Raw genomic sequence first — 26271 nt, 5'->3', positions numbered from 1 at the left:
ACTCAAAAGCTTAAGCCTAATCCCACTTTAAAATCCAAATCCGTATTTACCATAAATTGCAAAAAAACCGGAACTCTAGTGCTCGATGCTAAATTCAATAAAACTCCAAAGTCTCCTATCGGCTCGCTTCTTGACTCTATAGTCAAACCCGTAAAACCTTCCGGCATTTCATGATCGGAAATCTTAACTCCAGCTCCTGCTATCAGATGCAACATCCCTGTAGCTCTCCAGCTTAATTGGCCTGTTATCGTGCTTGTTCTAAGCACGTTATTTTCTGCGTCATATGGGAATTGAGGGCTAATTAAAAAAGAAGCGCCAAAACCTATTTTCGACAATTCTCTCCTCCTGGCAAATCTTCCTTTCTTTGAAGCGTAGTATAAAAAATTTCCACCAAAAGTAGGGGAACTCTCAACCGTCATCAATGCTCCAATGTAAAATTGATTTTCAGAACCATTGTTTCTCTGAAAAAAAGTCTTGCAAGCTTCAGCAATTGATTTATCGGACTGTGCCTTCACATCATGAAGTGCCAATGAACATAAAAAAATTACCAGTAAAATTCTAAATGGCATATTTTTAAACTTAATTATCACATCTTGAAACTTATAACGAACTTATGCGGCAATTAAGTATATACCAATTAAAAATTTCATAAAAAAAAGTTGCTCTTACTAGAACAACTTTTAACAACTAAAAATTAATAATTATTTATTTGATAAAATTAAGGCTGAGTAACAGTCTCTTCATCTTCATCCAACCAACCGCCACCTAAGGCTTTATATATCAAAGCGTATGAGCTTAATAGTTCTTGTCTAGCTTGTGCTAAACCTAGTTGAGCGTCAAATGATTGCCTCTGAGCTTCCAAATATTCCAAATAACTCGTTACCCCTTTGTCATATCTTTCTTTTGAAAGAAACAAAGCGTTATTTGCCGCCTCAACATGGGCGATTCTTACCTCTACTTCATCTTTTAGCGTCTTAATTCCAATCAATGCATTCTCTACTTCAGATAGCGCTGTTATAACAGTGTTTTCATAAGCGATAATTGATTCTTTATGTTGGCTTTTGGCGATTTCAACTCTTCTCAAGTTTTGTCCCCAATTAAATAAAGGACCTGTCAAACCACCTTGAATATTCCATGCCGGCCATCCATCTGTAATTGTCGATAGATCATTACTGGCCAATCCTAACAAACCTGTAAGATTGAAAGATGGGAATCTCATTGCTTGAGCAACACCAACACTGGCATTTTGAGAAATAACTATCTGCTCAGCTTGAAGAATATCAGGCCTTCTATTCAACAATGTTGAAGGCAATCCTGTCGGAATATCAACATACATTTTTTGATTTTCAAGACTTTTTCCTGATCTGATTTTTTGAGGATTATCTCCTATCAGGTTGCTTAATGTATTCTCTGTTTGAACAGCTGATCTTTCATACAATGGAATAGATGCAGCCGCAATAGCTCTCTGAATCTGCGCTTGGTTCAAGTCAATTTCAGGCACAATACCAGCAATGAACCTTGCTTCCACCAAAGCAACCGAACTATCTCTTGACGACAAAGTCATACGTGAAATATTCAATCGAGATCTAAAATCCAACAACTGGAAATAAGTAGTTGCTATTTGGCTAATTAATCCTACTTGAACAGCCCTCATGCCAAATTCCGAAGCCAACAACTGAGCTTGAGCAGCTTCGCTTAATCTGCGAAACTTGCCCCAAAAGTCAATTTCCCATGACAAACTACCTGCTCCTACGAATATATTTCCAGGTCCACCATTTGTTGGAACACCGCCTTGTATCACATTACCTCGCTGAGCCTGGCCTTGATAGTTTAATTTTGGAAGGAGCTCAACTTTTTGCACAGCTAGCTCGGCTCTAGCTTGAATAACTCTTTGAGCCGCTATCTCCAAATCCTTGTTATTTTCAAGACCAACTCTAATCAAAGAGTCCAAAACAGGGTCATCAATCAAATCCCACCATTTGAGATTATAATCTTCTTCAAGACTATTGTGGGTTTGCAGATAGTCTTCCGGCATCTCCACTTCTATTCCTTTATAATTCTTGCCAATTTTACAACTGCCAAGCGATAATACAAAGGCCAGAAATATTGCTATATGAATTTTATACGCTCTCATTTCCTAATCCATTTTTTGCGTTCGATTTGTCTCGTTTTTGCTCATATTTGAAAAGCTTTCCTATCAATACAAAAAGCATTGGATACATAAAGACTCCCAATATAGTCGCTACTGTCATTCCCCCAAGCAAGGCCATTCCCATGACTTTTCTAGCCTCGGCTCCAGCTCCAGTTGCGATAACCAAAGGCAATACTCCCAAAATAAAAGAGAATGCAGTCATTAATATCGGCCTAAATCTTGATTTTGCCGCATTGATCGCTGCATCATACAAGTTCATTCCCTCATCAAACCTAATCTTGGCAAACTCAACAATAAGAATGGCATTCTTCGCAGCCATGGCTATCAACATTACCAATGAAATTTGGGCAAAAATGTTATTTTCAAATGAAGGACTGAATAATCTAGCAACAAACAACATCATCATTGCTCCGAAAATCGCAAAAGGTGTTCCTAATAGAATACTTAATGGCAATGACCAACTCTCATATTGAGCCGCAAGAATCAAAAACACGAAAATCAAGGAGAAAACAAATATGATCATTCCAGCTCCCGAAGCTTTCTTTTCTTGATAAGACATACCCGTCCAAGAATATTGCATATCGGATGGAAGAACTTCAGCCGCTACTTCTTCAAGAGCAGTAAGAGCTTCATCTGAGGTAAAACCAGGCGATGCGGCACCATTCACTTCCACAGAACGTAATAAGTTAAACCTGTTTGTATATTCAGGACCTACAACATCTTTCACATCAACAAGCGTAGATAGAGGAACACTGTTTCCTTCCCTTCCTTTGACGAAAAACAACTCCAAACCTTTGGAATTCTGCCTGTATTCAGGCTCCGCTTGAATATAAGCTTTATAAAGCCTACCAAATCTATTGAAGTCATTCACATAGGCGCCACCTAAAAAGGAACCGAAAGTAGTATAAACATCTGTTAAGGTGACTCCCGTTTTAAGAATCTTATCTGTATTCAAGTCAATATATTTCTGAGGCACATTAGCTTGGAATGTCGTAAAAGCGGATGCAATCTCAGGCCTAGAGTTAGCAGCTTGCAAGAACTTATTTGTATTTTCAGCTAAGTATGCCGGAGTATTTCCTCCTCTATCCTGAATCACTATTGAAAACCCAGAACCTGTTCCTAAACCTGGAATTGCTGGAGGACCAAAAGCAAAGGCTTGAGCCGCGATAACATTTTGATATAAAATGCCATTGACCTTCTGTACGACTTCTTTCGCAGTCAAATCTCTTTTGTCCCACTCCTTCAAACTAACAAACAAGAAACCGGAATTCGAAGATAAACTTCCAGACAACAAGCTATACCCTGCGGCAGTAGTAATATATTCTATTTCGCCAACGCCTTCAAGCATTTGCTCTATATCCTTCGTTACTTTGTCGGTTCTTTGAAGAGATGCCGCATCCGGCAATTGAACATTAATAAAGAAATATCCCATATCCTCTTCTGGAATGAATCCACTTGGCACGAATTTGCCAAATATCCCCGCTCCAACGACAACAATTAAGATAAACACAACTCCTCTTTTGATCTTTCTGGCAACAACTTTTGTGAAAGACATATAAGAGTTTGTTGATCTATCAAAAATCTTATTAAACCATTTGAAAAATGCTCCCAAAGGTCCACCCATTGGCTCTGTTTTTTTCAATAATATCGAACAAAGCGCTGGACTTAGTGTAAGAGCGTTCACTGAAGAAAAACATACAGAAACGGCTACAGTAATCGCAAATTGCTGATAAAGTCTACCTGTAATTCCTCCCATTGCGGCAACAGGTATAAATACCGCTACAAGCACCAAAGTCGTCGCAATTACAGGAGCTGTTACTTCTGACATCGCCTTGCTCACCGCTTGTTTACGATCCATGCCTTCATCCACATACACTTGGACCGCTTCCACCACCACAATAGCATCATCAACCACAATACCGATAGCAAGCACTAAACCTAATAATGAGAGCACATTGACCGTAAAGCCCAACAAAGGAAACAATATGAATGCACCTATAAGCGAAACAGGAATAGCCAAAGTAGGAATTAAAGTCGCTCTCCAGTCTTGAATGAAAACAAATACCACTAAAATAACCAAAATCAAGGCAACAATCAGTGTTATCACAATTTCCTTAATACCCGCAGTAATTGGCTTAGTTGTATCCAAAGATATGGTATGCGTTACTCCTTCAGGAAAACTCTCAGAAAGCTCATTTAAGGTTGTTTGAACTTCTTCAGCCAGCTCAACGGCATTAGAACCCGGAGACTGGTAAATTGCGATAATCGATGCAGTATTCTTATCAAGTCTTGTAAAGGCGTTATACGTTTCAACACCCAACTCAACTCTGGCAACATCTTTTATTTTCACCAAACTACCATCGGAATTAGTTCTGATTACAATATTCCCAAACTCCTTCTCAGTAGCTAATCGATCTGGCAATCGAACAGTATAAGTAAATTCTGTTCCCTTAGGTGCTGGCTCAGCGCCAAATTTACCTCCGGGCACAATTGCGTTTTGCTCCTGAATGGAATTTATCATTTCAGGAATAGTAATTCCCAACTTAGCAAGCAAATCCGGTTTTACCCATATTCTCATCGAATACTCACTCGCTCCTAGCACATCCACTCTACCAATACCCGGTATCCTTGAAAGTACATCCCTGATATTGATCAAAGCATAGTTGCCCAAAAAATTTTGATCATATTCAGCTTTGTCAGATGTCAAAGTTGCCAACATCAAAATATTCGGAAGCGACTTTCTAGTTGTCACACCATACCTTTTAACTTCTTCCGGAAGCTTTGGAGTGGCCGCCGAAACTCTGTTTTGAGTAAAAACAGTATTCAAATCAGGATCTGTTCCTATATCGAAAGAAACCTGAATATTCATTGTTCCGTCATTCGCATTGGTGGATTTCATATAAATCATATTATCCACACCATTGATCTCCTGTTCCAAAGGAGCGGCAACGGAATTTTCAACACTGACAGCATTTGCTCCAACATAAGAAGCAATCACCTGTACAATCGGCGGCGTCAATTCCGGATATTGCTCAATCGGAAGACGAAACAGAGATACAAAACCGACGATTACAGTAATGATTGAAATCACAAAGGCCATTATCGGCCTTTTGGCGAAAAAGTTTTCTTTTAACTTATTTTCCATAGCCTTATTCCACGTAATTTGACTTGAACTCTACCTCTACAGGGTTGACTGTTGCTCCTATTCTAACTTTTTGCAACCCTTCAACCACAACCATATCTGTTGATTCAAGTCCTGTAAGCACTACAGAGTAATCCTTGTAATTAGGCCCTAAAGTCACGCTTTTTTGCTCGACCTGATTATCCTTGCCAACTACATAGACAAAGTTCTTTCCTTGAAAACTAACAACACACTTTTGAGGAATAACATAAGCTCCCTCAATATCCTCTACATTCGCTTTTACTTTCGCAAATTGTCCCGGCCTGATCAAATTGATTGGATTTGGAAACGAAGCCTGGACCAATATGGATCCAGTAGTAGGATCAACTTCTCTATCCAAAAAATCAAACTTGCCTTTATACTCAAAAGTCGATCCATCAGCAAGTATCAAGCTTAAGTCGGTGCTCTGAGACACCTCATCTTCTTCAACTTCAGACAAGGAAGCAGGAGTTTCTCCTTCAACTATATAGCGTCTAGCCATTAGTAAATAATCTTTTTCAGTAATAAAGAACTGAACAAGAATAGTATCTATCTCTGAAACTTGGTTTAGAATAACAGGATTCGGGTCACGTCCTACATATTCACCAACTTTAGCTTTTGTTCTACCAATCAAGCCATTAATTGGCGAATGAATTCTTGTATAGCTCAAATTAATCTTAGCAATTCTTAAACTAGCCTGAGCCGCTTTTACTGCCTCCTGCGCAGCTCCATATTCGGCTTCAACAGCATCAAGATCGCTTTGACTTACCGCATTGATCTCGGCCAATGGAATATATCTATCAAGATCGTTTTTGCTCTTAATTAATCTAATTTTAGCCTCGGCAAGTTGGCTTTCCATTTGCGCCACTTCAGCCTCGAATGGCTGAGCGTCTATAGAATAAAGCAACTGTCCTTTTTTAACTTTTCTTCCTTCATCGAAGTAAAGTCCTTCCAAATATCCATCAACACGCGCTCTTATTGGAATATCCACTTGGCCGTAAACTTGACCAACGAATTCTTTATAAATAGGCACATCTTTAATCTTAATCTTCACCACTTCAACTTTTGAAGGCGGCAAAGCTTTTTGCTCATTTTTTTTACAGGAAAACAATCCTAGTGTCAATAAAAAAATCCAAAAAAAATGATTTTTGCGGAATGAATGACTCAACATAAAATATTTATTTATTTCAAAATAATATCTATTTATATATAATTTTTATAATTATGAAATTTCTCTTCTAAATATTAAAGCATATTTGAAAAATATATCAATTGTGAGAAAACCTCATATCCATATGAGGAATTCCATCCTCAAGATATACTTCGGAAATCTTCACAAACCCTAATTCATTATAGAAATTTTCTAAAGCAGCTTGCGCACCAATTGTGATTTTCTGCTTTCCAAAACTTTCAACAACAAAATCAATTCCTTTTTGGACAAGTATTCTGCCTAATTTGTTTTTTCTAAAATTAGGCGCTATAACTATCCTTCCCAATGAAGGCGTCTCATATGATAGTCCTTCAGGCAATATTCTAAGATACCCTGCCAGAACATTATTTTTATCATTCATCAATAAATGCAATGCTTTAAAATCCTTGCCATCCAATTCATTATAAGGGCAATTTTGTTCCACTACAAAAACATCCACTCTGAGCTTTATTATCTCATAAAGCTCTCTGACAGTCAGTTGATCGAACTTCTTAACTGAAAAGTCAAAATCTTTATACATACGAATCTTAATATTTGTTATATGATTGAAAAACAAAAAAGTAATATCTTCATTATTGAGTATAAACACACAATTTTATGGCAAAATTATTACTAATTATCTTTACAATACTATCGATTTCGGTTTTTGCCCAAAATAAAACAGATCACCGCGATCACGAAAGCTCTAAAAAAAATCACCATCATTCATATAAAAGGCATTCTATTTCGATACTAAATGGATTAACATTCATACCAGAATCTATTTCAGAGCATGACATTGATCAAATTCAAAGCAATCGTCTAAATGTCAGCTCAGTCAACGAGTCTCCTCGGTACGTGCAGACATGGGGTGTAAATTACCAATACAAAGTCAATAATCGATTAGGAATAGGTATAATCAATGACATAGAGCTTGAAAAATATGCGATTAGCCATAGTGGCGATATCTTGGCCCGAGACAACGTCATCGTATCATCACTGGTCGTGTATTATGATATAATCAGCGGGCTGGAAATTTTCGGAGGAGCAGGGTACGAATTTGAGCGCGACAACAATTTGTTTGTTTGGAAAGTAGGCGTTGAATACAACCTATTTATTGCAAATGATTTTTATGTAGCTCCAGAATTGGCTTTTGACATTAGAAAAGAATACTGGAATTATACATTCGGCTTCAAGCTTACGAAATTCTTCGGCAAATTACTGGATTAAAGTTTCATGCCTTCCTTCATTAAATGATCACATATCATTGCAACTCAAAAGAAAAAAAACGCTCCCCTAAACCGAGCAATCGAAATAATTCTCTTTCGATTGCTGGACCTGTACAAGCATATTTTGAAGCAAAAAAAGATCCTAAACATCGATATCATTTTTTTGGTAGAGAAACATTTGCTCAAAGACTCTTTCTAAATGAGACTACTGAAACTGTTGAACTGGCTAACGGAGGAGAAAAAAACATAGAACTTCATTATATTGATCAAGAAAGAGTTAGAATTGCTCCCGATGAAATGAACTTTATAGTTTCTGACGATTTGAGTCTGGCCGTGTTAAAAACCAGCGATAGAGCAAAATCATTCTTTGCTATTGATCCTTTAATTGAAAGAACAGGAAAGAAGCTAGTTGCCCAAAAAGCTGTAATTTATTTAAATAAAACAGGCAACGCATTACAGATTGATGAAAACTTCCTTTGGGAAGTTGAAGTGCTTCCGGACCCAAAATACCGTAGTCAACCAAAAGAGAATCAAGACGCCGTTTTTCCTATTTTCATGTTTAGAGGCGCGAGCTCAGACCCAAGCAGATATATGTTTGGCGCTGAAAAAGATGAAAATCAAAGCCCATATGGGATTAAACTCAATGAACCATTTGGCATAGTATCCGAAGGAGGTAATTTAGAAGGTGACATAAATGGCTTAAGAGGATTTGTTAAATATCTTACACTTCGCGATAAAGCCCCAAAACAAAAAAGAGTGCTGCTTGATTTCATGGCTCAGAATATCAAAAGATCTGAACACCAAGCCATTGATCGTCAATATAAAAAAACATATTATAATGACCGTAAACGGTTGTCTGCAATGGAACGTCAATTTGGCATCAACCAATTTGCTGAACCTCATTTAGGCGATTCAGTTGTAACTTTCATGAGAAGCAGCGATAATGAGGACATTGGGCTGTTCGAACAAGGAAATTATCATGCCGGCGTCGTTGCTGAAAGCATGGACTCTCAAGATTATGTTTGTGTGTTGATGAGAAGAAAAATGGAAATGGAAAGGCACCAAATGAGAAAATATATGGCTATGTACCAAATGGAAGGTCACGAAAACATGACTGATCAAGAAGTCCTAGCCTATTCACCCACTCTTATGCAAATGGAGGATGACGAGAATCTAACAGGTCATAATAGTCCATATTACAAAGCTGAAAAAATGAATACGCAACTCACCCAAATGCCTTTTATTAAAATGTACAGCAGAACGCAAGGACAAACCTTCCATGAAACAGCATATGAAGATGAATATCAGGTTCCAAGCCCTTTGACAGTAGTCGTAGCAGCGATACCAAGAGAAGAGCAAACTTCTCAAGAAACATCTGCACACCATTCAGAAACCGTAGCTACAAACTCAGGATTTTCAACAACTCTTCCCCCTGATAGAACTTGCTTATTCAATAATCTTTCTTCCAGAAAATTCGCCTTGGAAATCGATCGATTTAATAATTTGGATGAAGATGAACTTAAACTCGTTCACTTTCTCAATAGACATTTGATTCAATATGAATCAATAGAACACTCTGAAGGCAATATTTTTCAAAATAGAATTCATTGCTTGATTGAGATGCAAAGAGGAATATATGACTGGCATAGTCATCATTCGATCATACCGATGAAACATTCAGGAAGAAAACTTCCCTATATGCCTCAACTTACTGTCGTAGTTTTTCAATTATTAGAACACATTCAAAATGAAATAGAAATAGTATTAGAAACTGCTCATCAAGCTCAATCCATCGGATTTCAATTAGACCAGGATGAAGATCCTAGAAGACAAGATTCATATCCTTGGAAAACTCTAGGAGATAGTCCTCACTTTCAAATATCCGCCCGCTTACCTGAAAGATATAGGTTAAGACTTAAAGGCTATTTAGGACAGTTGTCAACATTTAGAAGAGGCAGGGATTTATTGAACGAAGTCAGTCAACAACATAATGGAAGGCACATCTTTATAGATAGTCCTACTGACCAGTCACAACATGACTTTACAGTGGAAATTCATAACCCCGACCGAGCTAAACCATCTAAAAATCCTTTGACGAGAAAAGAGACTAGAGGAACAGGAAGCGATGTTACTATTCGTCTTCCAATTCTGAAATTCACATCAGAAGCATCTAGAATGGCATTGGGCTATGAGATGCACCCTTACGCAAGAACTCAAGATGAAGAGCTGGAAGGATGGGAATTAATAGAACTTGATAGTAAATCTGAAACTTTTGAACGAAGTGCAGATCAATATCCTGAATGCAGCAAGCTCATTCTTTTTCCAGCTTATATCAGATTTGGGAGAGCGCTTGAACAAGCTTTGCATGCTTTGCAGGGTGATTGGCAATTCGAAAAAGAGTCTGAGTTCTATTCTTATGGCATGCCATGGGCGAACTGGAGGAATTTTGAATTAAAAAGAGTCACCGATACCTTTGAAAATCCTTCAAGAAATGGAATTATACTTCCTGAAAGAACTAAATTTCCGCACTTTTCAGCCTACAATCAGCAAGGCTGGTTTTTCCCTCAAACAAGAGAAAGAACATTAAGCGACGAGAAATTCGCGGAATGGGCTGTAATGACTTTATCGCCAAATAATCGCTAGTAAGATTCACAACCTTTCAAGGCTTTGTTTTCGTCCACAATTCCGCAACACATGCCAGCTAAAAAAAGATCAAACATTGAATTAGCTTTTAATTTTTTCAGCAGCCCCGCAAACTGTTTCTTAAAAACCGCATAGCTAAGGCCTAGTGTATATGAAATTCGTTCGCAAGTCATCTGTTCTCCTATCAACAATAAAATCTGCTTATCTATTTCAGTTAAATCATTTCTAATATCACAGTCCATAGACACACTTATCGTTTGGTTTTCAACCGCTAGCTTGATTGCCTGATAATCTTCTTTGTTGAAATAAAATCCATTTTCAAATACTTGAATCAATGCATGATAAATACCCTTCTTTTCCAAGTTCTTAGACAAAAAAGCATTAAACCCATGATTTATCATAGAAACCGTAAAAGCTGGTTTATAATATGAAGAAAGACCGATTAGTTTTAAATCCTGATAAATTTGCTTGATTGATTTGCATAAATCAATTCCATTCTCTTCTTTGAGTTTCAAATCACATATTAATATATCAATCTTCTTTACTAACAACTCCTCCTTTAAATCTTCAGAATTTGTCACATAAAACTCAACGACGAATCTTTCACTTTTCGAAATCAACATGGACATCGTTTCACAAAACAATTCATCATCATCGATAATTCCGATTCTTATTTCCTCTATATCAGTCATCATATTTTTTTAACAATATAAATCTTGTCCCCTTACTCTCCGATGAAACAATTTTTGATTGGCCATAAATTGATTCCGCTCGCGATTTCATGCTTTTCAGCCCATGACCTAAATTACTATTAATTTTTTTCCCTAGCCTAAATCCACAACCATCATCATTAAGCGACATCGACAGAAAATTATCAGAATTTCTAATAATAATATTTAAAGTTTCAGCTTGAGAATGCTTTAGAGTATTTTGAATGAATTCTTGACATATTCTAAAAAGCTGTAAACTTTCCCAATATGGGATCGCTTTTCCGATTACCTTCACCTCTATTTTTAATTGACTCTTCAGGTTAGATGCAACATCTTGCAATGTCGCTTCTATGCCAAAATGTTCTAGCATCGGAGGAGATATTTCATGAGAAAGATCTCTTACATCGTTAATGCTTCTTTGAATCAAATGTCTGATTTTATCAAACAAGACAGGCTCAATACAATCACCAGATTCCTCAATTAGAATTCTAACCGTATTCAAACTTACTCCAAAATGATCATGCAGTTCAGCGGCAATTTTCTTTTTTTCTTCTTCTTGGACCCTTATTGTATTAATTAGAATTTCTTTTTGGTGTTGAAGCTCCTGTTGCTTAATTCTAGCTTGGTCAGCTTTAATTCTTTTAATCGCTAGAAGAAATATAATTATTGTAACAAAAACAAAAAATATTACTACCAAAATTGAAAAAATCAAATCGTTAAAATTATTCATTGCCTCTTTTACTTATAATAAAGCTTCGAATACAACATGAATATAAAAACATTGTTGAAAAAGCTGGAATTAACCAAATAATCAAATTTTCTTCTTCTGTAAAAAAGTAATAATTGTCAAGAGACTTAAAAACTAAATAAGAACTTGCGAAGTATACAAATATTCCAATATTCATTATTATAAAATCTCCTCTTTCTTTATTAACCTTTTCATTTTCCAAAAGCCAAGAAACAAATACATATATTGAAACTAAAACGAACCAAATATGAACTGAATCTCTTTCCAATATTCCCAAACTATCAGAAAATATACTTAAAATAAAAACAATGGAATAATATACGGCAAACAATATAAAAAAATACTTTTTTTCCGTTTTTGACAACTCTTTAAAATAATATAAATTCAAAAAAAATAATTCTGATATTGACTGATACTTTAACAGATACCAATTACTTATCCCTAATTGTGAAATATACTTTGATATTAATTCCAACGATAAAGCTACAATCAAATAGCCTATTATTGGTCTCTGATTTTTCAAACTATTAAATGACACAACTCCAATCAAAACGGCGGAAACTAACAATATAATTTTGATATAATATGAATAATCAAAAGCTTGCGTGATCACAAATTTTAATTTTATTAGAAATAAATAAATATACAACAACGAATCTAATAAATAATCAACGAAAAGATAAATTCTCGCTGATTATTTATTAATAATACTTATGGTGTACAAACTGGAGGGCATGGCGTAATCGTATCCCCAGCCTGTCCATTTTTATATCCTTTTCTTTGTGGCGGCCCTACAGGTCTGCTTTTTGACTTATCTGAATCATTACCTAAAGAAACTGATTTTTGAATCTTATTTAAACCAGAAAACTCTTCCGCCTTCAGAATCATCGTTGGAAAATAAGTGTCAAAAACCTCATCCATCTTTAATCCAAAAAATAGCTTTACATTATTTACATCAGTATTTTCAAACTCACGATCCAATTCTTTCATTGGAATAATAAACCTTGTCATTATGTTTGAAGAATCCGTTTTAATAACCCAATTGTTTTTTAAGGAATTCCATTTTTTTATCTGAGTATAAACATCTTTTGGTGAAAGATCAATATTGCAAAGTGTTCCTTTGATATATTCTTCATTTGAGACATGCCTATCCATTGAACAGTCTTCATTCATAACTACACTATCCTCTACTATCTTTCTAAAAGAAAAAGTCGTTTTGCCTCTATTAGGCTCTAAAATAGAATAACAATAGTTGTCTGTCTCAATAGGCAACAATGTATCCGGGTCTAATACTTTGTATATTAAAATTAACTTATCCTCATTGCTTACCTCCGATTTCACCCCTAAATAAGCAGCAAAAAACAATACACTATCACTAATGTCAAGTTCATTATAAGTTTCACGGCTTATAAAAAAAATATGATTCGCTTTTATCAAATCAAGTATGTTCAAGCGGTTATTGCCAACAAGCTTTTCCCACTTATCAATGCAAGTCAACGCATCGTATTTAGATAATTTTAGCATAGGTAGTGTGTTAAAAAATTAAATAATATGTTCTATAAGACCATACAAAGGTACGAAAATATAAAAAATTATAAAAATAATTTAAATTAAATTTTTGCAATTAAATTTAATTTTTACTTTAAAAAGTTATTTATGAGAATAGTTTTATTGCATTATAAACAAAAAAAGCGAAGAAAATATTTTTAAAATACCCATCGCTCTTTTATAAAATCACAAATAAACACTACTTTTTGCTCTTTTCTTTTTTCTCTTGTTTTCGGATAAGCTCCATTATCTCAGAGGCTGGCTTTTTCATTGCAATTAGAGACCTCATGACATGCATATATGGAGCTATATGATCGAAATATTTATAATACCCTTCGCACAAATAAGCTTGCTTTTCGCCTTTGTCTGTTCTTCCGAATCTGTTTTTTGGGCATTCGCCATAACATGCGGTTAGATAATCGCAACTTTTGCATTTCTCGGATAAGGTATCAAACTTGTCTTTGCCGAATTTGGACTGCATCGCAGAATTCGCCATGCTTTTAAGATCATTATTCATGATGTTTCCAAGTTTATGCTCTGGGTAAACATAGTGGTCGCAAGAATACACATCTCCATTATGCTCAAGCGCCAACCCATCGCCGCAATGTTTTGAATGAACGCACGAAGATGGCATATACCCACACCAAGCTTCAAGCGCAGTGTCAAAATCCTTGACAAAAACTTTCCCAACATCATTTCTTACCCAATAATCGAAAATCTTGTTTAAGAAATTCCCCCAACTACTCGGTCTTACCGTTTCCTCGGTTACAACCGTTTCCCCCTCGTACTCATTGGTTACCAACTTTAATTTCACTGACGGATCTGTCGCTTTTCTTTCTTGTATTGGCAAAAACTGCATCCATTCGCTTCCGATTTGCTTTAAAAAATTATATACACGCAATGGATGCTTTGCTGTCAAATCACTTACAACTGTCAATGTGTTGAATTTTACCTTATGCTTTCTTAAAGTCTGAACCGATCGCATTACCCTGTCCCACGTTCCTTTTCCTCCTTTGTTAACACGATAAGCATCATGAATATCTTTAGGCCCATCGATAGAAATACCTACTAGAAAATCTTCCTTGGCCAAAAATTTAGCCCAATCGTCATCAATAAACATTCCGTTGGTTTGCAAGGTGTTTTCCATTTTTCGACCATCAGAATATTTTTTCTGAACCTTAATTGCTCTTTCAAAAAACTCAAGGCCTAGCAATGTAGCCTCTCCACCTTGCCAAGCAAATACTACTCTTGGGTTTTCAGTAGGCTGGGAAGCGATATAAGCCTTCACATAAGCCTCCAAGACTTCATCTGTCATCTTAAACTTGGATGGCATGGCTTTTTTATCTTCGTAAATATTCTCTTTTTCTAAATAATAACAATAAGTGCAAGCTAAATTGCAAACTGGCCCAATAGGCTTCACCATCATATGAAAGTGCTTTCTGCTTTCATTGATAATATTTTCAGCTGTTAAGAAATTTACTGTGGTATTCATGGTTTTAGCTTTTAATTACATGCTTATTAACGTAAGGTTGCTGTGTTTTCACTATCAGGTTCTGTCAGTTTACTATCCAATTATGTCGCAAAGAGTCCATAAACAAAACAACCCCATCGAAAATCAATGAGGTTGCGTTTAATTCACCTTTATTAACAACTTGAAATATTAATTTTCCACTTCCAAGAATTTTTCAGCAATTTGGTCAATGCTAAATGAAGCTGGTCTTTGAGATGGTGGATAATCTACAAATGTTTTTAGAAATTCAGCCATTTCAGCTTGGCCTTTGTAAATCATAAATGCATGATCTATTCTAAACTTTTGATAGTTATCAGCATCAATAGGAGCTCTTTCAAAAGGATCTCTTCTTAAGTTAAGAATATGAGGCAATCTTAAATAAGTAAATGGTTCTGCCCATACATCAAACCCATGAGCTCTTTGTTCAGCAAATACAAGCTTCCAATCTCCTGTTCTCATCCCTACAGGTTTTCCATCATCATTGAAATAAAAGAAGTTCGTTCTTGGTCCTTCTTTTTCTTTTCCAGTCAGATATGGCATAAAGTTGTAACCATCTAGGTGGCTCTTGAACGTTTTTCCATTCGAATGAAAATCCCCTTTCAACATTTGAGTTTTCAAATTCGGATTTCCAGCCGCGGCAACTAAAGTAGGCGCCCAGTCTTGATGTGACATTATCTCATTGCTAACTTGTCCGGGAGCAATATGTCTTGGCCATCTCACCATGGCAGGCACTCGATATCCGCCTTCCCAGTTTGTGTTTTTTTCTGATCTAAAAGGAGTAATTGCTCCATCAGGCCACATATTAAAGTGAGGACCATTGTCAGTGGAATAGATGACAATGGTATTATCATCAATATTCAATTTTTCTAAAAGATCCAATAGCTGTCCTACCATTTTATCATGCTCAACCATTACATCCGCGTAAAAACCTTGTCCTGATTGGCCTTCCACCTCTGGGCGAGGATATGTAGGGAAGTGCATGCCCGTAGTGTTAAACCAAGTAAAAAATGGTTCTCCCGACTTCGCTTTGTCTGTAATGAATTTCTTTGCTTCATTCAAAAACTCCTCATCACAGGTTTCCATTCTTTTCTTAGTCAATGGTCCCGTATCTTGTATTGCTCCATCAGCCGTAGCTTTTATAACACCTCTCGGACCGAATTTCTTAGCAAACTCTGGATCTTTAGGATAATCCGGGTGTTCAGGCTCTTCTTCAGCATTCAAATGGTAAAGATTTCCAAAAAACACGTCAAAGCCATGATTCGTTGGAAGATATTCATCTCTATCTCCCAAGTGGTTTTTTCCAAATTGAGCAGTAGCATATCCAAGAGGCTTCAACATTTCGGCAATCGTGGCGTCTTTAGCCTGAATACCAACTGGAGCTCCAGGCAAACCTACTTTTGTAAGTCCTGTTCTCACTGGAGATTGTCCTGTGATAAAAGCCGAACGACCAGCCGTGGAAGACTGCTCTCCATAATAATCCGTGAAACGGACTCCTTCATTTGCAATTCTGTCAATATTTGGCGTTTGATACCCCATCAAACCATCTGAATAAGCGCTAATATTAGAAATACCTATATCATCTCCCCAAATCACTAAAATATTTGGCTTATCATTATTTTTATTTTTCTTTTGAGCTTCAGCATCTTGAGGCAATACACTACCTACCATCGCAGCACCCAAACTGATGTTTTTTAATAAATCTTGTGCTCTCATTTTTCCTTTCGCTATAGTTAACATAACAAAGGAAGAAAGTTAAAAGTGTTTTTTTTATCACTAAACAGTATCAAATTATCCCAAAACGCCTTAATGAATAATATTTTTTTAATACCTTGGGAACAAAGATCGAACGACACTTGAAATACGAAAGCTACTTTTAAAAGTAAATACCGAACTTTTAGCCTTGAAATAAAGATTTATTATTATGATAGTTTATGAATTTGACAGTCTCGAAGAACAACTTAAGTCATGGCAAAAAATTCTTGGCGGAACCGTCAACGAAGATGGCTTATTCACAGAGTCTCTAACTATCAAAACCTTTCAATTTCCAGAAATGGAAGTCATTCTTGTTGAAGGAAACCCTCACAGAGAACTTCACCTATTTAGAAAAATCGATTCAAAAACGGCATTTGTACCCATACTTTTCAGCCTTGGATTAGCTGTCACTAGAAACTCTAATGATGAAAGTAGGCTTGAAGAGCAAAAAAATGAAATGGACAATTCTTTGTCTGGAGCCAATCTGACGAATATAGATTCTATCTTAACATTCCCTCCTGAAGAAAACATCAATGTAGTTGCATTAAGAGTTAAATCCGAAACCTTGAATCAGTTTCTTGATGAAGACCATCCTCTGTTGGAAAGGCTGAAAACGAACAAGCCTTACTTCATTTTTGAAGATTTAGATCCAAAAATGAAGAACACCATGATGGAAATGAAAGAAACCTACAGCTCCAAGTTGTTTGCTAAAAATTATATAAAATCATTTAGCTGGCTTCTACTTACTAGTTTTATGGAAAAAGTTAATCTGCGCAAGAACAGAGCTATCAGCAATATTAAAGAAAAAACACTTAAGTCAGTGATTCTTGCGCATGATCTTTTACTCAACAACTTATCCGAACCAAAAACCATTGATGAACTTTGCAGAGAGTCAGGTCTAAGCAGCACCAGACTAAGGGAGCTTTTCAAAGAGGTATATGGACAAAGCATTCACCAATACTATCAGCATTTCAGAATGATGGAGGCCAAGCGATTGCTCCTTTCGGGAGAGTATGCTGTAAGCGAAGTTGGCTACCTTGTTGGATACACTCATTTAGGGCATTTTTCTTCTGCCTTTAAAAAAGCTTTCAATATGTTGCCCAAGCAATTATTGAAAAAAAACTATTGAATAATATCCACAATTGAGAATTCTCATGCTTTGGATTCTATGAATGGATTATACATCATAATTGCATGATTTTCAGTTAATAACTGTTCTTGAACAATTTCATTAGATAATAAAGTCAGCTTAAAAATTTTATTATGCCTGGAGTAGCCTCCCCAGTATTGCATTTTCATACAATGATCTCTTTCCTCTACTTGATAATCATAAATGGTCTTCCTATTGCTTAATAACTTGCCTCGCAAATACTTTTCATCCAACCATAACTCTATTTGAAAGGATTGCTCAGTATTATTTTGCACTTGAAGATCTATGTAATTGTAGGACAATGTCGCTCCAGCTCCAAAAGGGACTTTTCTGTTTAAATCAGGAAATACGTCAAATCCATGTCGATACCTTTCCACAACATCCAATGGACTATGGGCGAAGATCCAATACAATAAATTCCCCAACTGACACAAACCGCCGCCTATTCCTTTTGATATATTTCCATTTTCTAAGACCAAGCCCTCTTTAAAACCTTTTCTGGACGTCGGTTTTCCTACTAATTTCCAAAATGAAAAAATTTCTCCTGGCTTTATCTCAACTTTATCAAGTTTGTCAATGGCTAATTGAAGATTTGTGCGTTTATTTTCCTGCAAATACATCTCAACATTCTTAAGCGGTCTCATAATCGTAGACTTATGCTCAAATACAGGATATGAACAGTCAACACCACACATTTTTTGAGCCAAAACTTCTTGACCAAACCACCATTTCAATTTCCGCTTGAAAATAAAATACTCCTTGCCAATTAGTTTTCTGATTTTGCTTCTTCGTTCTGGCTTCTTAATATTCATCTTATCATCCACGGATTTTTCCAAGTTTGTATTATAACTTTTTCAGCATCATCCAAGCTTGCTAAAAATTCATCTCTCCAAATCTTTTCCCTCAACAAAAAGTAATTTGAAGTAATCCTTTTATGAAACTCGTTTATCATTACATTCTCAAACTTTACTTGTAGCTCTGATGGAATATAAGCTAGACGGTATACATTGTCGTTTACCTCAGAGCCTTCAACATTCCATGGCAAAACATCCTCCATGTGATGAAAGGACACATACTCAGCCAATGCTTTATGACAAATCAATAGATTAATTTCTTTTTCTTCATACACTTTCGCCAATCTTGAAGAAATAAATTTATACTGAATATATGGAGGATCTTGCAATTGAGATTTATAGCCAGGAAATGAGCCAAATGATATCAATATTAATACGCATGCTAATCCCGTCTTAGCAATATCATGTAGTCTTATAAATAAAACCAAAATTGGGGACAACAACCCAAATATCATAAAAAGCCTAAACGATAATTCCATCGTTCCCCACTTCAAAAAAGGTAATTGAAGAAAGATGAAAAACATAGCCAAAGTAAATCCTTGCTTCATTTGATTTTTATCTCCTTTGAATGGGAAAAGAAAACAAAACGGGATCAGGACAGTAAAAGCATACAAAACCAATTTCCATATTCCATTGATCATCTCAACATGCGAATCAATGAAAGACATTGTCGGAATATTCCAAGACTTCGCTAAATACGAGGGCGCAAGAATTTTCATCAACAAAAATACCGAAACAGTCATCATAAATAGACATAACCATCTCAAATAAACTTCACGAATAGGTAAATAGCTAAACGCATACAAACCAACATATATAATCGAAAGCGCAATCATCAGTTTATGGCTAAATGCAATTAGAATCATAAAACCCAAAGCTAAAAACCACCTTTTTCTACTCACTGAATCCATGAGTAAAATAAATAAATTAACCGCAATAAGGTTCTTGGTAAATTGGGAAGCAAAATAGATTGAAATCGGATTAGCAATAACTAAAAGACACACGCCAAAGACCAAAAATTTATTGAAATGCAATTTTGTCAAATACCTATACAACAACACAGGCAACGTGCCATATGCTAATATTGAAATCAACTTATAGCTAAATACATAATTATCAAAGATTAATTGAGCGCAAATAAGAAGTGGATAAATAACATTATACCTTTCCGAATGCAAGCTTCTTAATTCAAGCCATGACTTGGCTTGGAGCATATAAAAGTAACTATCCCAACCTGGAGCAAAACTTGACTTAAACAAAGCTAATGCCCCAAGTACAATTGCTATAACAAATAGTACTACACTAGCATACAGCTTATTTGCAATCAAATTGGAAATTTGAAAGCTTGTACTTTTTAGAACTTTCAAAATAAAAATGCCACCACTCTGTTCTAATCGGCTTAAACCCATACTCCATCATTGCTGTTCGCAACATTTTTCTATTATTCAATATATTCTTTGGCAAATCTGCATAATCAATATGGGCTTCTTTTCCAAAATGATCAAAATCAGTCCCCATATCCACAGTGCTTCCATCAAGGTATTCCAACGTAAGATCAACAGCTCCGCCTCTGTTATGGGAAGATCCCGAAGTATGTGGATTAGCCACATAATTAGCATTCGGGTAAATTTCCCACATTTTTTCCTGAACGCTCAATGGACGATAACAATCATATAGTTTAAGCCTATAGCCTAAGTGATTCAATTCAGCATTTACTTCAACTAAAGCGTCGGCAACTTCTTTTCGAAGCAAACAATCAACGCAATCATATACTTTTTGCTCCAAAAAATTATTATCGCTCGCATATCTAAAATCATATGCGATGTTAGTATCATAGGTTGAAAGGCTAACAAAACTTGTATCAGATTGGATACTTTCAGAAGGCAATGAAATATCATACATGGGTGAGCTTGAATTCATCACCCCTACAATCATTAAACTAAGAACATGCAATAGAATCATAACTTGAACTTTTTCACTAATCTGCTCCCTTTCATTTCATCTTTAGAAATAATCACTATATCTTGAATGATTCTTAAATTACGCTGATTATCGCCTCCTTTATAAATTTGACTATTATTAGCTGCCGAAAACACTTTCCCGAATACTCTTATTTTAACTTCATCGTCGCTCAAAGACTTCAGTTCCCAATTCCCATCAGCAATCATTTCAGACAAATTTTCATCATAGTACTCTTCAATATCATCTTCAAACTCTTCAGTGGTTCGATTATACATGACAAAAGTATTGTTCGATCGAAGCAAAATTGAATTGTAACTTGAAATCGTATTAGTGGTTGTGCCTTCTTTTTCAATAGCTCTAGTCGAAAAGTTAATGTTTCTATCGAGCACTTGTTTCAAAACTTCATTTTCCAACCTTTTATTAGATTTGACTCTTTCTTCTTCATGAGAAGTTTCAACCTCATAGGATTTCCCATTTTTCAAAAACTGCAATTCACTAATCACAAGATCATCATAAGAATTCCCTTTGGAGGCCTCCAAGATCTGAATATTGACATTCTTCCCAATGAGATTACGTCTAAGCTTTATTGATTGCATGCCATATAAATCTGAATCCAAAAAGTACGTGTCCGAAGTCTCCCCATCTATTGAAACAGCAACCTTTTTCACCCTTCCATTGGCAGAGAAGTGCTTTTTTGACCTCTGATAGCCATTCCAGACTCTTATTTCATCAATCTCCACTTCACTATCAAAATGGAAATCAAGAGTCTCGTTAATCCCTAACCCAGACGCCGACTCAGCCCATGCGTTTTCTACTTTTTTATCCACAAGATTGTCTACTCCATATGCAACTTCCGGGCTCAAAGAGCTTGATGCAGATAGAATGGCTCTTCTAAGATCAGGCAAAATTACTTTATATTCATTTTTTGACTCATCATAAAAACGTATTTCAGAAATTGACAAAAAATCATTTGTCGAAAAATGCAAAATATAATCATCGTTGCCTCCAAGTTGTTGCGTATTGAAATGCCTTGAAGCTTTTATAAATAAGTTTTTTACATTTTGCCTTAAGTAATTGCCTCCTTGCGACAACATTCCATCAATATAAATATCAAAATATCTTATTTTGATTCCATTCCCATCAATTATCTCTACTTTCGAAATATAACTTGAATTTTCAAAACTTATCATCAAGCCCTCCTCAGGACCTGACCCAGTTTGTGTTCTCCACATCGTGCCAGGATTTTTATCAAAACAATTATGCGGAGTATAATTTAAAAACGGCAATGCCGTCGAAGTTCCATACAAACGATTAATGACTAGCTCCTTATCCTCACTTTGCGCTTTCATCTCAAAAGAGGCCATCAACACTAAGCATTTAATAAAAATTATAATATTTCTCATTAAAAAGTAATACTTATTCAAATATTAATTAATTGCGACATAATTATCAACAAAAAACTCATAAAATCAAAAAGATAACTCTGTATTATTACATAATAAAAATTATTGAAAATTTTTATACTTAAAATTTAAATCTAAATATATTTGCTCTTCAAACTAATACCTAAGCAATGCGCAAGATACTTATTACTTCGGCGATATTAATGGCTCTATTTCCCATACTTGCCAAAGGACAAACTCAAAAAGTTAAAAATCAAAAATTCATAAAAGTAAATTATGAATTCGGCGGACTCATAGGCGATGATGAACAAATCGTTCAAGGTTCATATCATGCGACTGAAATCAAACTAGGCTGGCAAACTACCAGTGACCAAAAAAATGAGAGTTTTCAAGTGTTTAGGTTTCCTAGTTACGGTATTGGCTTTTATACTGGAGATTTGAGCGCACACCAAGTTGGCTATCCCAATGCATTGTTTGGCTGGGTGAATATTCCTATCGTTCGCAAGCCTAGATCGTCTTTCAACTATGAATTGGGCTTAGGATTATCTTACAACTTCGACCCGCATGACCCTGACAGCAATCCGGTGAACCTTATCATTGGCTCTTACCGAAATGTATACATTAATCTAGGTTTCGATTACAATTACATTCTATCCGATAGAATTGATTTGTCTGCTGGAATAGGATATAAGCACTTTTCAAACGGCGCTTACAAACTGCCTAATAAAGGCGTCAATCTTGTCGCTTTGCAATTGGGATTAAAATACAAGTTCCAAAAGCATCCTGCCAAGTTTGAACAGAGAGAATTGAGTCCACTGGAGACTAAGTACAATCTTTATTTCTGGGTTGGATCAGGCTCAAAGCAAGTCGTGAAAAATGGGCCAAGATATTCCATGAATACTTTTGCCATTGGAGCCCAAAGAACATTAGGCAGAAAGCACAAAATAGGATTGGGAACGGATATATTTTATGCGGGATATTATAAGGACGTCGATGGAATAAACATAATAGCGACAGGCGACAATCCTGAAAAACAATTAGGCGGGTCGGATGCCATTCAATTAGCTTTATTCTTATCTGGTGAAATGATCATCGATAAGCTTTCTGTATTTTATGGAGCTGGTGTCTATGTGCATAAAAAAGTAGAGTCTAGTGATTCCGCACCTTACTATTTAAGAGCTCAAGCAAGGTACACTTTCTACAAAAATTTCTACGGAGGTGTGGCGATCAAAGCTCATGGAGGAAGAGCCGACTATGTAGAATACTCGCTAGGCTACAACTTCAATCTATAAAAACTCATCATTAGGGAGAATTTCTCTCCCTATTTTTTTATGAGGGCATTAATTAATTTTTTAAAATCCATAAATTAGGGCTATCACAAGCCAATCCACGAATGACTTATCTTAATGAACTAAGCAATAATCTTAAAAAGGATAAAAACAATTCTAAACTTGGCCAATTAGATCAATCATACACTGAGTTATCAACTGCTATTGAAAAGGATTCATCCCTAAAAAACAACAAACTTAAAAAACACCTCATTGCTCTATATATTCTAGGATTTTTATTTTTATGCTTTATCTTGACGTTTGTCTTCTATGTCAACTATCAACACAAAATGCATGAAAAACATATGCAATTGATCTCATTGCAACATCATCAAATTCAAACGCTAGCCAATCAAATCAAAAAAGATGCTGACAAAAGAAATGAATATTTGATTAATAGCATATTCAATGAAATCTCGGAGAGCATTGAATCGAAAAAGAACCATAAACTCCCAGTTTCGCTAGAGGAGAAACTAGTCCAAGTAAGCCAAACAATCAGTCACCAAGAACCTGAAAACTATAATTTACTAAATGAAATAAGCGAAGAAAATATCGATCTTTACACTCCCCTGCCCTTTTTCAAACAAGAAGTCAATCAAATGGACTCTCTTCATTCCAAACTAAGAAAAGTTGATTTTTCCGAAACTAGACACAATTATGAAAAAGGAGCTTTACTAAAAACACTGCATCAATTGAATTTAAATGCCGGCAATGTGGATTTATGGCAAAATATAAACTTCAATTTCGCCGATTTGAAACATTCGCAACTTGAAGAAGCTCAACTTCAATATTCTGACTTGGTATTTTCCACAATGGATCAATCCAATCTCGAAAATGCAAATCTCTGTCACTCCAAAATCACAAACGGGTCTTTCAAGGTCGCTAATTTAAAAAACTCATTATTCTCATATGCGAATTTAAATAACTCAAACTTATACAAAGCCCAATTGGAAGGCTGTATTTTTAACTTTGCTTCGCTGGAAAATGCGCAAATGATGAAATGCAATGGCAACAAAGCAAGTTTCAAGCAAGCAAAACTCATGCGCGCGAATTTTATCCATGCTAATTTCAACAATGCGATATTCTCAGGCGCAAATTTAAAAGACGCAACTTTAATCAAAGCGGATCTTTCTGAAACAGATTTTTCTCACTCAAAAGCTATTAATAGCAACTTCTTAGGTTCCCAGTTAAACAAAGCGAACCTTTCAAACGCTAAACTGTCTCATGCCAATTTTTCTGAAGCATATTTAGCATACTCCAAATGCAAAAACTCAAACCTCGAGTATGCAAACTTTGAAAAATGTTATGCTATAGAATCTAATTTCTACGGCTCCAATTTCAAACGAGCAAATCTTTCCAAATCAAACTTCTCCTTTGCCAACTTACGCAAATCCGACTTAAGACTGGCGAATTTAAAGCATATGAATCTTACCAACGCATTGCTTGATTCAGCTTTGGTAGACCATCATGATTGGATCAATCATGCGAATGACTCTTTAAATATTATCGGAGCTTCGGAACTAAAATATATTTATACGCTTGAAGAGGTAGATGACAACACTTACATGGTAGTCCGTAAATAAGACAAATTTACATGCTCATATGCATTCCTTTGGAAAGATTTCGACCTCTAAAATACATAAACACTCCTATAACCAAGAAAAACACCGTCAAATAAAAATTATAATCCAAAGTAAAAGGAACACTTTTCAAACTGCTGGGAGTAACGACTTTGATGTCAGCATACTTGATAAACAAATCAACAATCACTCCGCTTGCAATAGCGCATAAACCTATGAGACCTATGATTTTTCCTGCGAATTTCTTTCCATAGTATTTGATATAAACCAAATGCAGTGGCCGGGTTATCAAATCCGAAAAAATGAATGCCAACACGCCACCAACCGACAATCCACCAAACCAAAGAGCGCTTGCTATCACTAAATTCCCAACAGAACACACATAAGCGAAATACGCGATCAAGGCTCCTATGATACTTGAGATCAATATGCCCCAGAAATCATTGCCTATATGCAAGGCGCTAAATAATTTACCGAAAAAACCATCAGGAAGAAACGTAATAATCAAACTGCCGACTACAACACCTATCAAAATCTCTTTGATAACCATTGATATCTCCATATAAAATCCCTGACTTAAGCGTTCTCCAAAGCCCATTTTTTCCTCATGATTATCAGACATGCCATGCCCCATTTGCTGATGGTTCATAGCTTCTTTATTCAATTCCTCTTGTTGTTCATCTACCTCTTTATTATTAAAAAACAAAGGCATGAAAACTCTCAAACAAATAACCATGATCAATGCCCCGATCAACTCGGCATAAAAGAAAAACCTTCCCAAAAGCACTGCTATTACCACGAACATTTCAAAAACCATATTGGTGGAAGTCATGAGAAATATCAAAGAATTTTGCCATGTTGCTCCCTTCTGAAAGAGGTTCTTGCTCATCGATGCTGCTGCATAAGAGCATGAAGAAGAGACTGCTCCAAAAAATATCGCCAAGAAATTTTCCTTCAAATTGTTTTTGCCCAATAAACCGCTAATATTCTCCTGACTCACCTGTACTCTAATATAAGTGGAGACTAAAAACCCAAAGCATAGTGGCCAATACAAATTGTATATCATTTTTAACAAAATCTCTACAAACTCCATAGCTGATCATTTTTACTTGTTAAACTTTAATATCCCTATGCATTGTTTTGTTTAAGATTTTTAGATTGGACAAAAGATTAATTTTTCATCTTTATTTTTGTATTTAAATATTATTTATAGATATTTGCATTCATAAGTAAATCAAGTCTTACCTATTTCTGAAAGGAGGACAAGTTATGTTGGTCTATCATTCAAATATCGCCCTATAAATTTCAGACATCTTAATTCTATTAAGGTGAACTTCTTTATTGTCTGAAATT

At 35.7% G+C, this 26271-nt stretch carries 20 protein-coding genes; 5 read left to right on the top strand and 15 right to left on the bottom strand.

The window, feature by feature from the left end:
• Window positions 1-2 precede the first annotated feature (2 nt).
• The 5 genes from AABK36_RS23535 to AABK36_RS23515 all read right to left on the bottom strand — a co-directional run bounded on the left by AABK36_RS23535 (window position 3) and on the right by AABK36_RS23515 (window position 7042).
• Window positions 3-569, bottom strand: coding sequence for a hypothetical protein (locus AABK36_RS23535; RefSeq protein ID WP_309942463.1), 567 nt, complete (start codon window positions 567-569; stop codon window positions 3-5).
• A 149-nt stretch (window positions 570-718) separates the two neighbouring features.
• Window positions 719-2134 carry an efflux transporter outer membrane subunit gene (locus AABK36_RS23530; protein ID WP_309942465.1) on the bottom strand — a complete coding sequence of 472 codons (1416 nt, stop codon included), beginning with the start codon at window positions 2132-2134 and terminating at the stop codon, window positions 719-721.
• Entirely contained in the window at window positions 2121-5297 is a 3177-nt protein-coding gene (locus AABK36_RS23525; protein WP_309942467.1) for an efflux RND transporter permease subunit, read from the bottom strand. Before AABK36_RS23525 ends, AABK36_RS23530 begins: the two co-directional genes overlap by 14 nt.
• A 4-nt stretch (window positions 5298-5301) precedes the next feature.
• A complete protein-coding gene (locus tag AABK36_RS23520) occupies window positions 5302-6483 on the bottom strand; it encodes an efflux RND transporter periplasmic adaptor subunit (protein ID WP_309942468.1) in 1182 nt (393 codons plus the stop codon).
• 97 nt (window positions 6484-6580) lie between these two features.
• The gene (locus tag AABK36_RS23515; RefSeq protein ID WP_309942470.1) at window positions 6581-7042 is read right to left on the bottom strand and encodes a GNAT family N-acetyltransferase; all 462 of its coding nucleotides are present in this window, start codon (window positions 7040-7042) and stop codon (window positions 6581-6583) included.
• 77 nt (window positions 7043-7119) lie between these two features.
• Here AABK36_RS23515 and AABK36_RS23510 point away from each other — a divergent pair, with 77 nt between their 5' ends.
• Window positions 7120-7731: a hypothetical protein gene (locus AABK36_RS23510; RefSeq protein ID WP_309942471.1), complete on the top strand. Its 612-nt coding sequence runs from the start codon at window positions 7120-7122 to the stop codon at window positions 7729-7731.
• A 23-nt stretch (window positions 7732-7754) separates the two neighbouring features.
• Window positions 7755-10373, top strand: a complete 2619-nt coding sequence (locus AABK36_RS23505) for a hypothetical protein (protein WP_309942473.1) — start codon at window positions 7755-7757, stop codon at window positions 10371-10373.
• Here AABK36_RS23505 and AABK36_RS23500 read toward each other — a convergent pair.
• The 5 genes from AABK36_RS23500 to AABK36_RS23480 all read right to left on the bottom strand — a co-directional run bounded on the left by AABK36_RS23500 (window position 10370) and on the right by AABK36_RS23480 (window position 16557).
• Window positions 10370-11068 (bottom strand): response regulator transcription factor, encoded by a 699-nt coding sequence (locus AABK36_RS23500; RefSeq protein WP_309942475.1) that lies wholly within the window; start codon window positions 11066-11068, stop codon window positions 10370-10372. The two genes, AABK36_RS23505 and AABK36_RS23500, sit on opposite strands and share 4 nt — an antisense overlap.
• Window positions 11058-11813 (bottom strand): sensor histidine kinase, encoded by a 756-nt coding sequence (locus AABK36_RS23495; RefSeq protein WP_309942478.1) that lies wholly within the window; start codon window positions 11811-11813, stop codon window positions 11058-11060. Before AABK36_RS23495 ends, AABK36_RS23500 begins: the two co-directional genes overlap by 11 nt.
• 729 nt (window positions 11814-12542) lie before the next feature.
• Window positions 12543-13355, bottom strand: coding sequence for a hypothetical protein (locus tag AABK36_RS23490; RefSeq protein WP_309942481.1), 813 nt, complete (start codon window positions 13353-13355; stop codon window positions 12543-12545).
• A gap of 223 nt (window positions 13356-13578) precedes the next feature.
• Entirely contained in the window at window positions 13579-14871 is a 1293-nt protein-coding gene (locus AABK36_RS23485) for an anaerobic sulfatase maturase (protein WP_309942484.1), read from the bottom strand.
• 168 nt (window positions 14872-15039) lie between these two features.
• Complete coding sequence (locus AABK36_RS23480; RefSeq protein ID WP_338390361.1) at window positions 15040-16557, bottom strand: arylsulfatase; 1518 nt, start codon at window positions 16555-16557, stop codon at window positions 15040-15042.
• Window positions 16558-16810: 253 nt separating this feature from the next.
• On the opposite strand from AABK36_RS23480, the gene AABK36_RS23475 reads away from it, so the two are divergent.
• On the top strand, window positions 16811-17770 hold the full coding sequence (locus tag AABK36_RS23475; RefSeq protein ID WP_309942488.1) for a helix-turn-helix domain-containing protein: 960 nt from the start codon (window positions 16811-16813) through the stop codon (window positions 17768-17770).
• Window positions 17771-17793: 23 nt separating this feature from the next.
• Here AABK36_RS23475 and AABK36_RS23470 read toward each other — a convergent pair whose 3' ends face one another.
• From AABK36_RS23470 to AABK36_RS23455, 4 genes are read right to left on the bottom strand one after another with little or no spacing between them, the layout of a single operon-like run.
• A complete protein-coding gene (locus tag AABK36_RS23470) occupies window positions 17794-18603 on the bottom strand; it encodes a VanW family protein (RefSeq protein WP_309942492.1) in 810 nt (269 codons plus the stop codon).
• Entirely contained in the window at window positions 18600-19973 is a 1374-nt protein-coding gene (locus AABK36_RS23465; protein WP_309942494.1) for a hypothetical protein, read from the bottom strand. The genes AABK36_RS23470 and AABK36_RS23465 overlap by 4 nt, the downstream gene beginning before the upstream one ends.
• Window positions 19960-20607 carry a M15 family metallopeptidase gene (locus AABK36_RS23460; protein WP_309942496.1) on the bottom strand — a complete coding sequence of 216 codons (648 nt, stop codon included), beginning with the start codon at window positions 20605-20607 and terminating at the stop codon, window positions 19960-19962. The genes AABK36_RS23465 and AABK36_RS23460 overlap by 14 nt, the downstream gene beginning before the upstream one ends.
• Window positions 20604-22010 (bottom strand): NADase-type glycan-binding domain-containing protein, encoded by a 1407-nt coding sequence (locus tag AABK36_RS23455; RefSeq protein WP_309942498.1) that lies wholly within the window; start codon window positions 22008-22010, stop codon window positions 20604-20606. Before AABK36_RS23455 ends, AABK36_RS23460 begins: the two co-directional genes overlap by 4 nt.
• A gap of 170 nt (window positions 22011-22180) precedes the next feature.
• Here AABK36_RS23455 and AABK36_RS23450 point away from each other — a divergent pair, with 170 nt between their 5' ends.
• Both AABK36_RS23450 and AABK36_RS23445 read left to right on the top strand, forming a co-directional pair.
• Window positions 22181-23302: an acyloxyacyl hydrolase gene (locus AABK36_RS23450; RefSeq protein ID WP_309942500.1), complete on the top strand. Its 1122-nt coding sequence runs from the start codon at window positions 22181-22183 to the stop codon at window positions 23300-23302.
• A 101-nt stretch (window positions 23303-23403) separates the two neighbouring features.
• A complete protein-coding gene (locus AABK36_RS23445) occupies window positions 23404-24921 on the top strand; it encodes a pentapeptide repeat-containing protein (RefSeq protein ID WP_309942503.1) in 1518 nt (505 codons plus the stop codon).
• 7 nt (window positions 24922-24928) lie between these two features.
• Here AABK36_RS23445 and AABK36_RS23440 read toward each other — a convergent pair whose 3' ends face one another.
• Entirely contained in the window at window positions 24929-25984 is a 1056-nt protein-coding gene (locus tag AABK36_RS23440) for a permease (protein WP_338390352.1), read from the bottom strand.
• Window positions 25985-26271 lie beyond the last annotated feature (287 nt).

This window comes from Aureibacter tunicatorum (genome assembly GCF_036492635.1).
GTDB lineage: Bacteria > Bacteroidota > Bacteroidia > Cytophagales > Cyclobacteriaceae > Aureibacter > Aureibacter tunicatorum.
Note: the sequence above shows the minus strand (reverse complement) of the source record. Positions and strands in the feature narration are given on the sequence as shown.

What these genes read in the sequence shown, in the direction of transcription:
- AABK36_RS23485 (WP_309942484.1), bottom strand. Translation starts at nt 14,871, where the DNA reads ATGAATACCACAGTAAATTTCTTAACAGCTGAAAATATTATCAATGAA.
- AABK36_RS23515 (WP_309942470.1), bottom strand. Translation starts at nt 7,042, where the DNA reads ATGTATAAAGATTTTGACTTTTCAGTTAAGAAGTTCGATCAACTGACT.
- AABK36_RS23450 (WP_309942500.1), top strand. Translation starts at nt 22,181, where the DNA reads ATGCGCAAGATACTTATTACTTCGGCGATATTAATGGCTCTATTTCCC.
- AABK36_RS23475 (WP_309942488.1), top strand. Translation starts at nt 16,811, where the DNA reads ATGATAGTTTATGAATTTGACAGTCTCGAAGAACAACTTAAGTCATGG.
- AABK36_RS23525 (WP_309942467.1), bottom strand. Translation starts at nt 5,297, where the DNA reads ATGGAAAATAAGTTAAAAGAAAACTTTTTCGCCAAAAGGCCGATAATG.
- AABK36_RS23500 (WP_309942475.1), bottom strand. Translation starts at nt 11,068, where the DNA reads ATGATGACTGATATAGAGGAAATAAGAATCGGAATTATCGATGATGAT.
- AABK36_RS23495 (WP_309942478.1), bottom strand. Translation starts at nt 11,813, where the DNA reads ATGAATAATTTTAACGATTTGATTTTTTCAATTTTGGTAGTAATATTT.
- AABK36_RS23520 (WP_309942468.1), bottom strand. Translation starts at nt 6,483, where the DNA reads ATGTTGAGTCATTCATTCCGCAAAAATCATTTTTTTTGGATTTTTTTA.
- AABK36_RS23535 (WP_309942463.1), bottom strand. Translation starts at nt 569, where the DNA reads ATGCCATTTAGAATTTTACTGGTAATTTTTTTATGTTCATTGGCACTT.
- AABK36_RS23530 (WP_309942465.1), bottom strand. Translation starts at nt 2,134, where the DNA reads ATGAGAGCGTATAAAATTCATATAGCAATATTTCTGGCCTTTGTATTA.
- AABK36_RS23490 (WP_309942481.1), bottom strand. Translation starts at nt 13,355, where the DNA reads ATGCTAAAATTATCTAAATACGATGCGTTGACTTGCATTGATAAGTGG.
- AABK36_RS23505 (WP_309942473.1), top strand. Translation starts at nt 7,755, where the DNA reads ATGATCACATATCATTGCAACTCAAAAGAAAAAAAACGCTCCCCTAAA.
- AABK36_RS23455 (WP_309942498.1), bottom strand. Translation starts at nt 22,010, where the DNA reads ATGAGAAATATTATAATTTTTATTAAATGCTTAGTGTTGATGGCCTCT.
- AABK36_RS23445 (WP_309942503.1), top strand. Translation starts at nt 23,404, where the DNA reads ATGACTTATCTTAATGAACTAAGCAATAATCTTAAAAAGGATAAAAAC.
- AABK36_RS23460 (WP_309942496.1), bottom strand. Translation starts at nt 20,607, where the DNA reads ATGATTCTATTGCATGTTCTTAGTTTAATGATTGTAGGGGTGATGAAT.
- AABK36_RS23510 (WP_309942471.1), top strand. Translation starts at nt 7,120, where the DNA reads ATGGCAAAATTATTACTAATTATCTTTACAATACTATCGATTTCGGTT.
- AABK36_RS23470 (WP_309942492.1), bottom strand. Translation starts at nt 18,603, where the DNA reads ATGAATATTAAGAAGCCAGAACGAAGAAGCAAAATCAGAAAACTAATT.
- AABK36_RS23480 (WP_338390361.1), bottom strand. Translation starts at nt 16,557, where the DNA reads ATGGTAGGTAGTGTATTGCCTCAAGATGCTGAAGCTCAAAAGAAAAAT.
- AABK36_RS23440 (WP_338390352.1), bottom strand. Translation starts at nt 25,984, where the DNA reads ATGATATACAATTTGTATTGGCCACTATGCTTTGGGTTTTTAGTCTCC.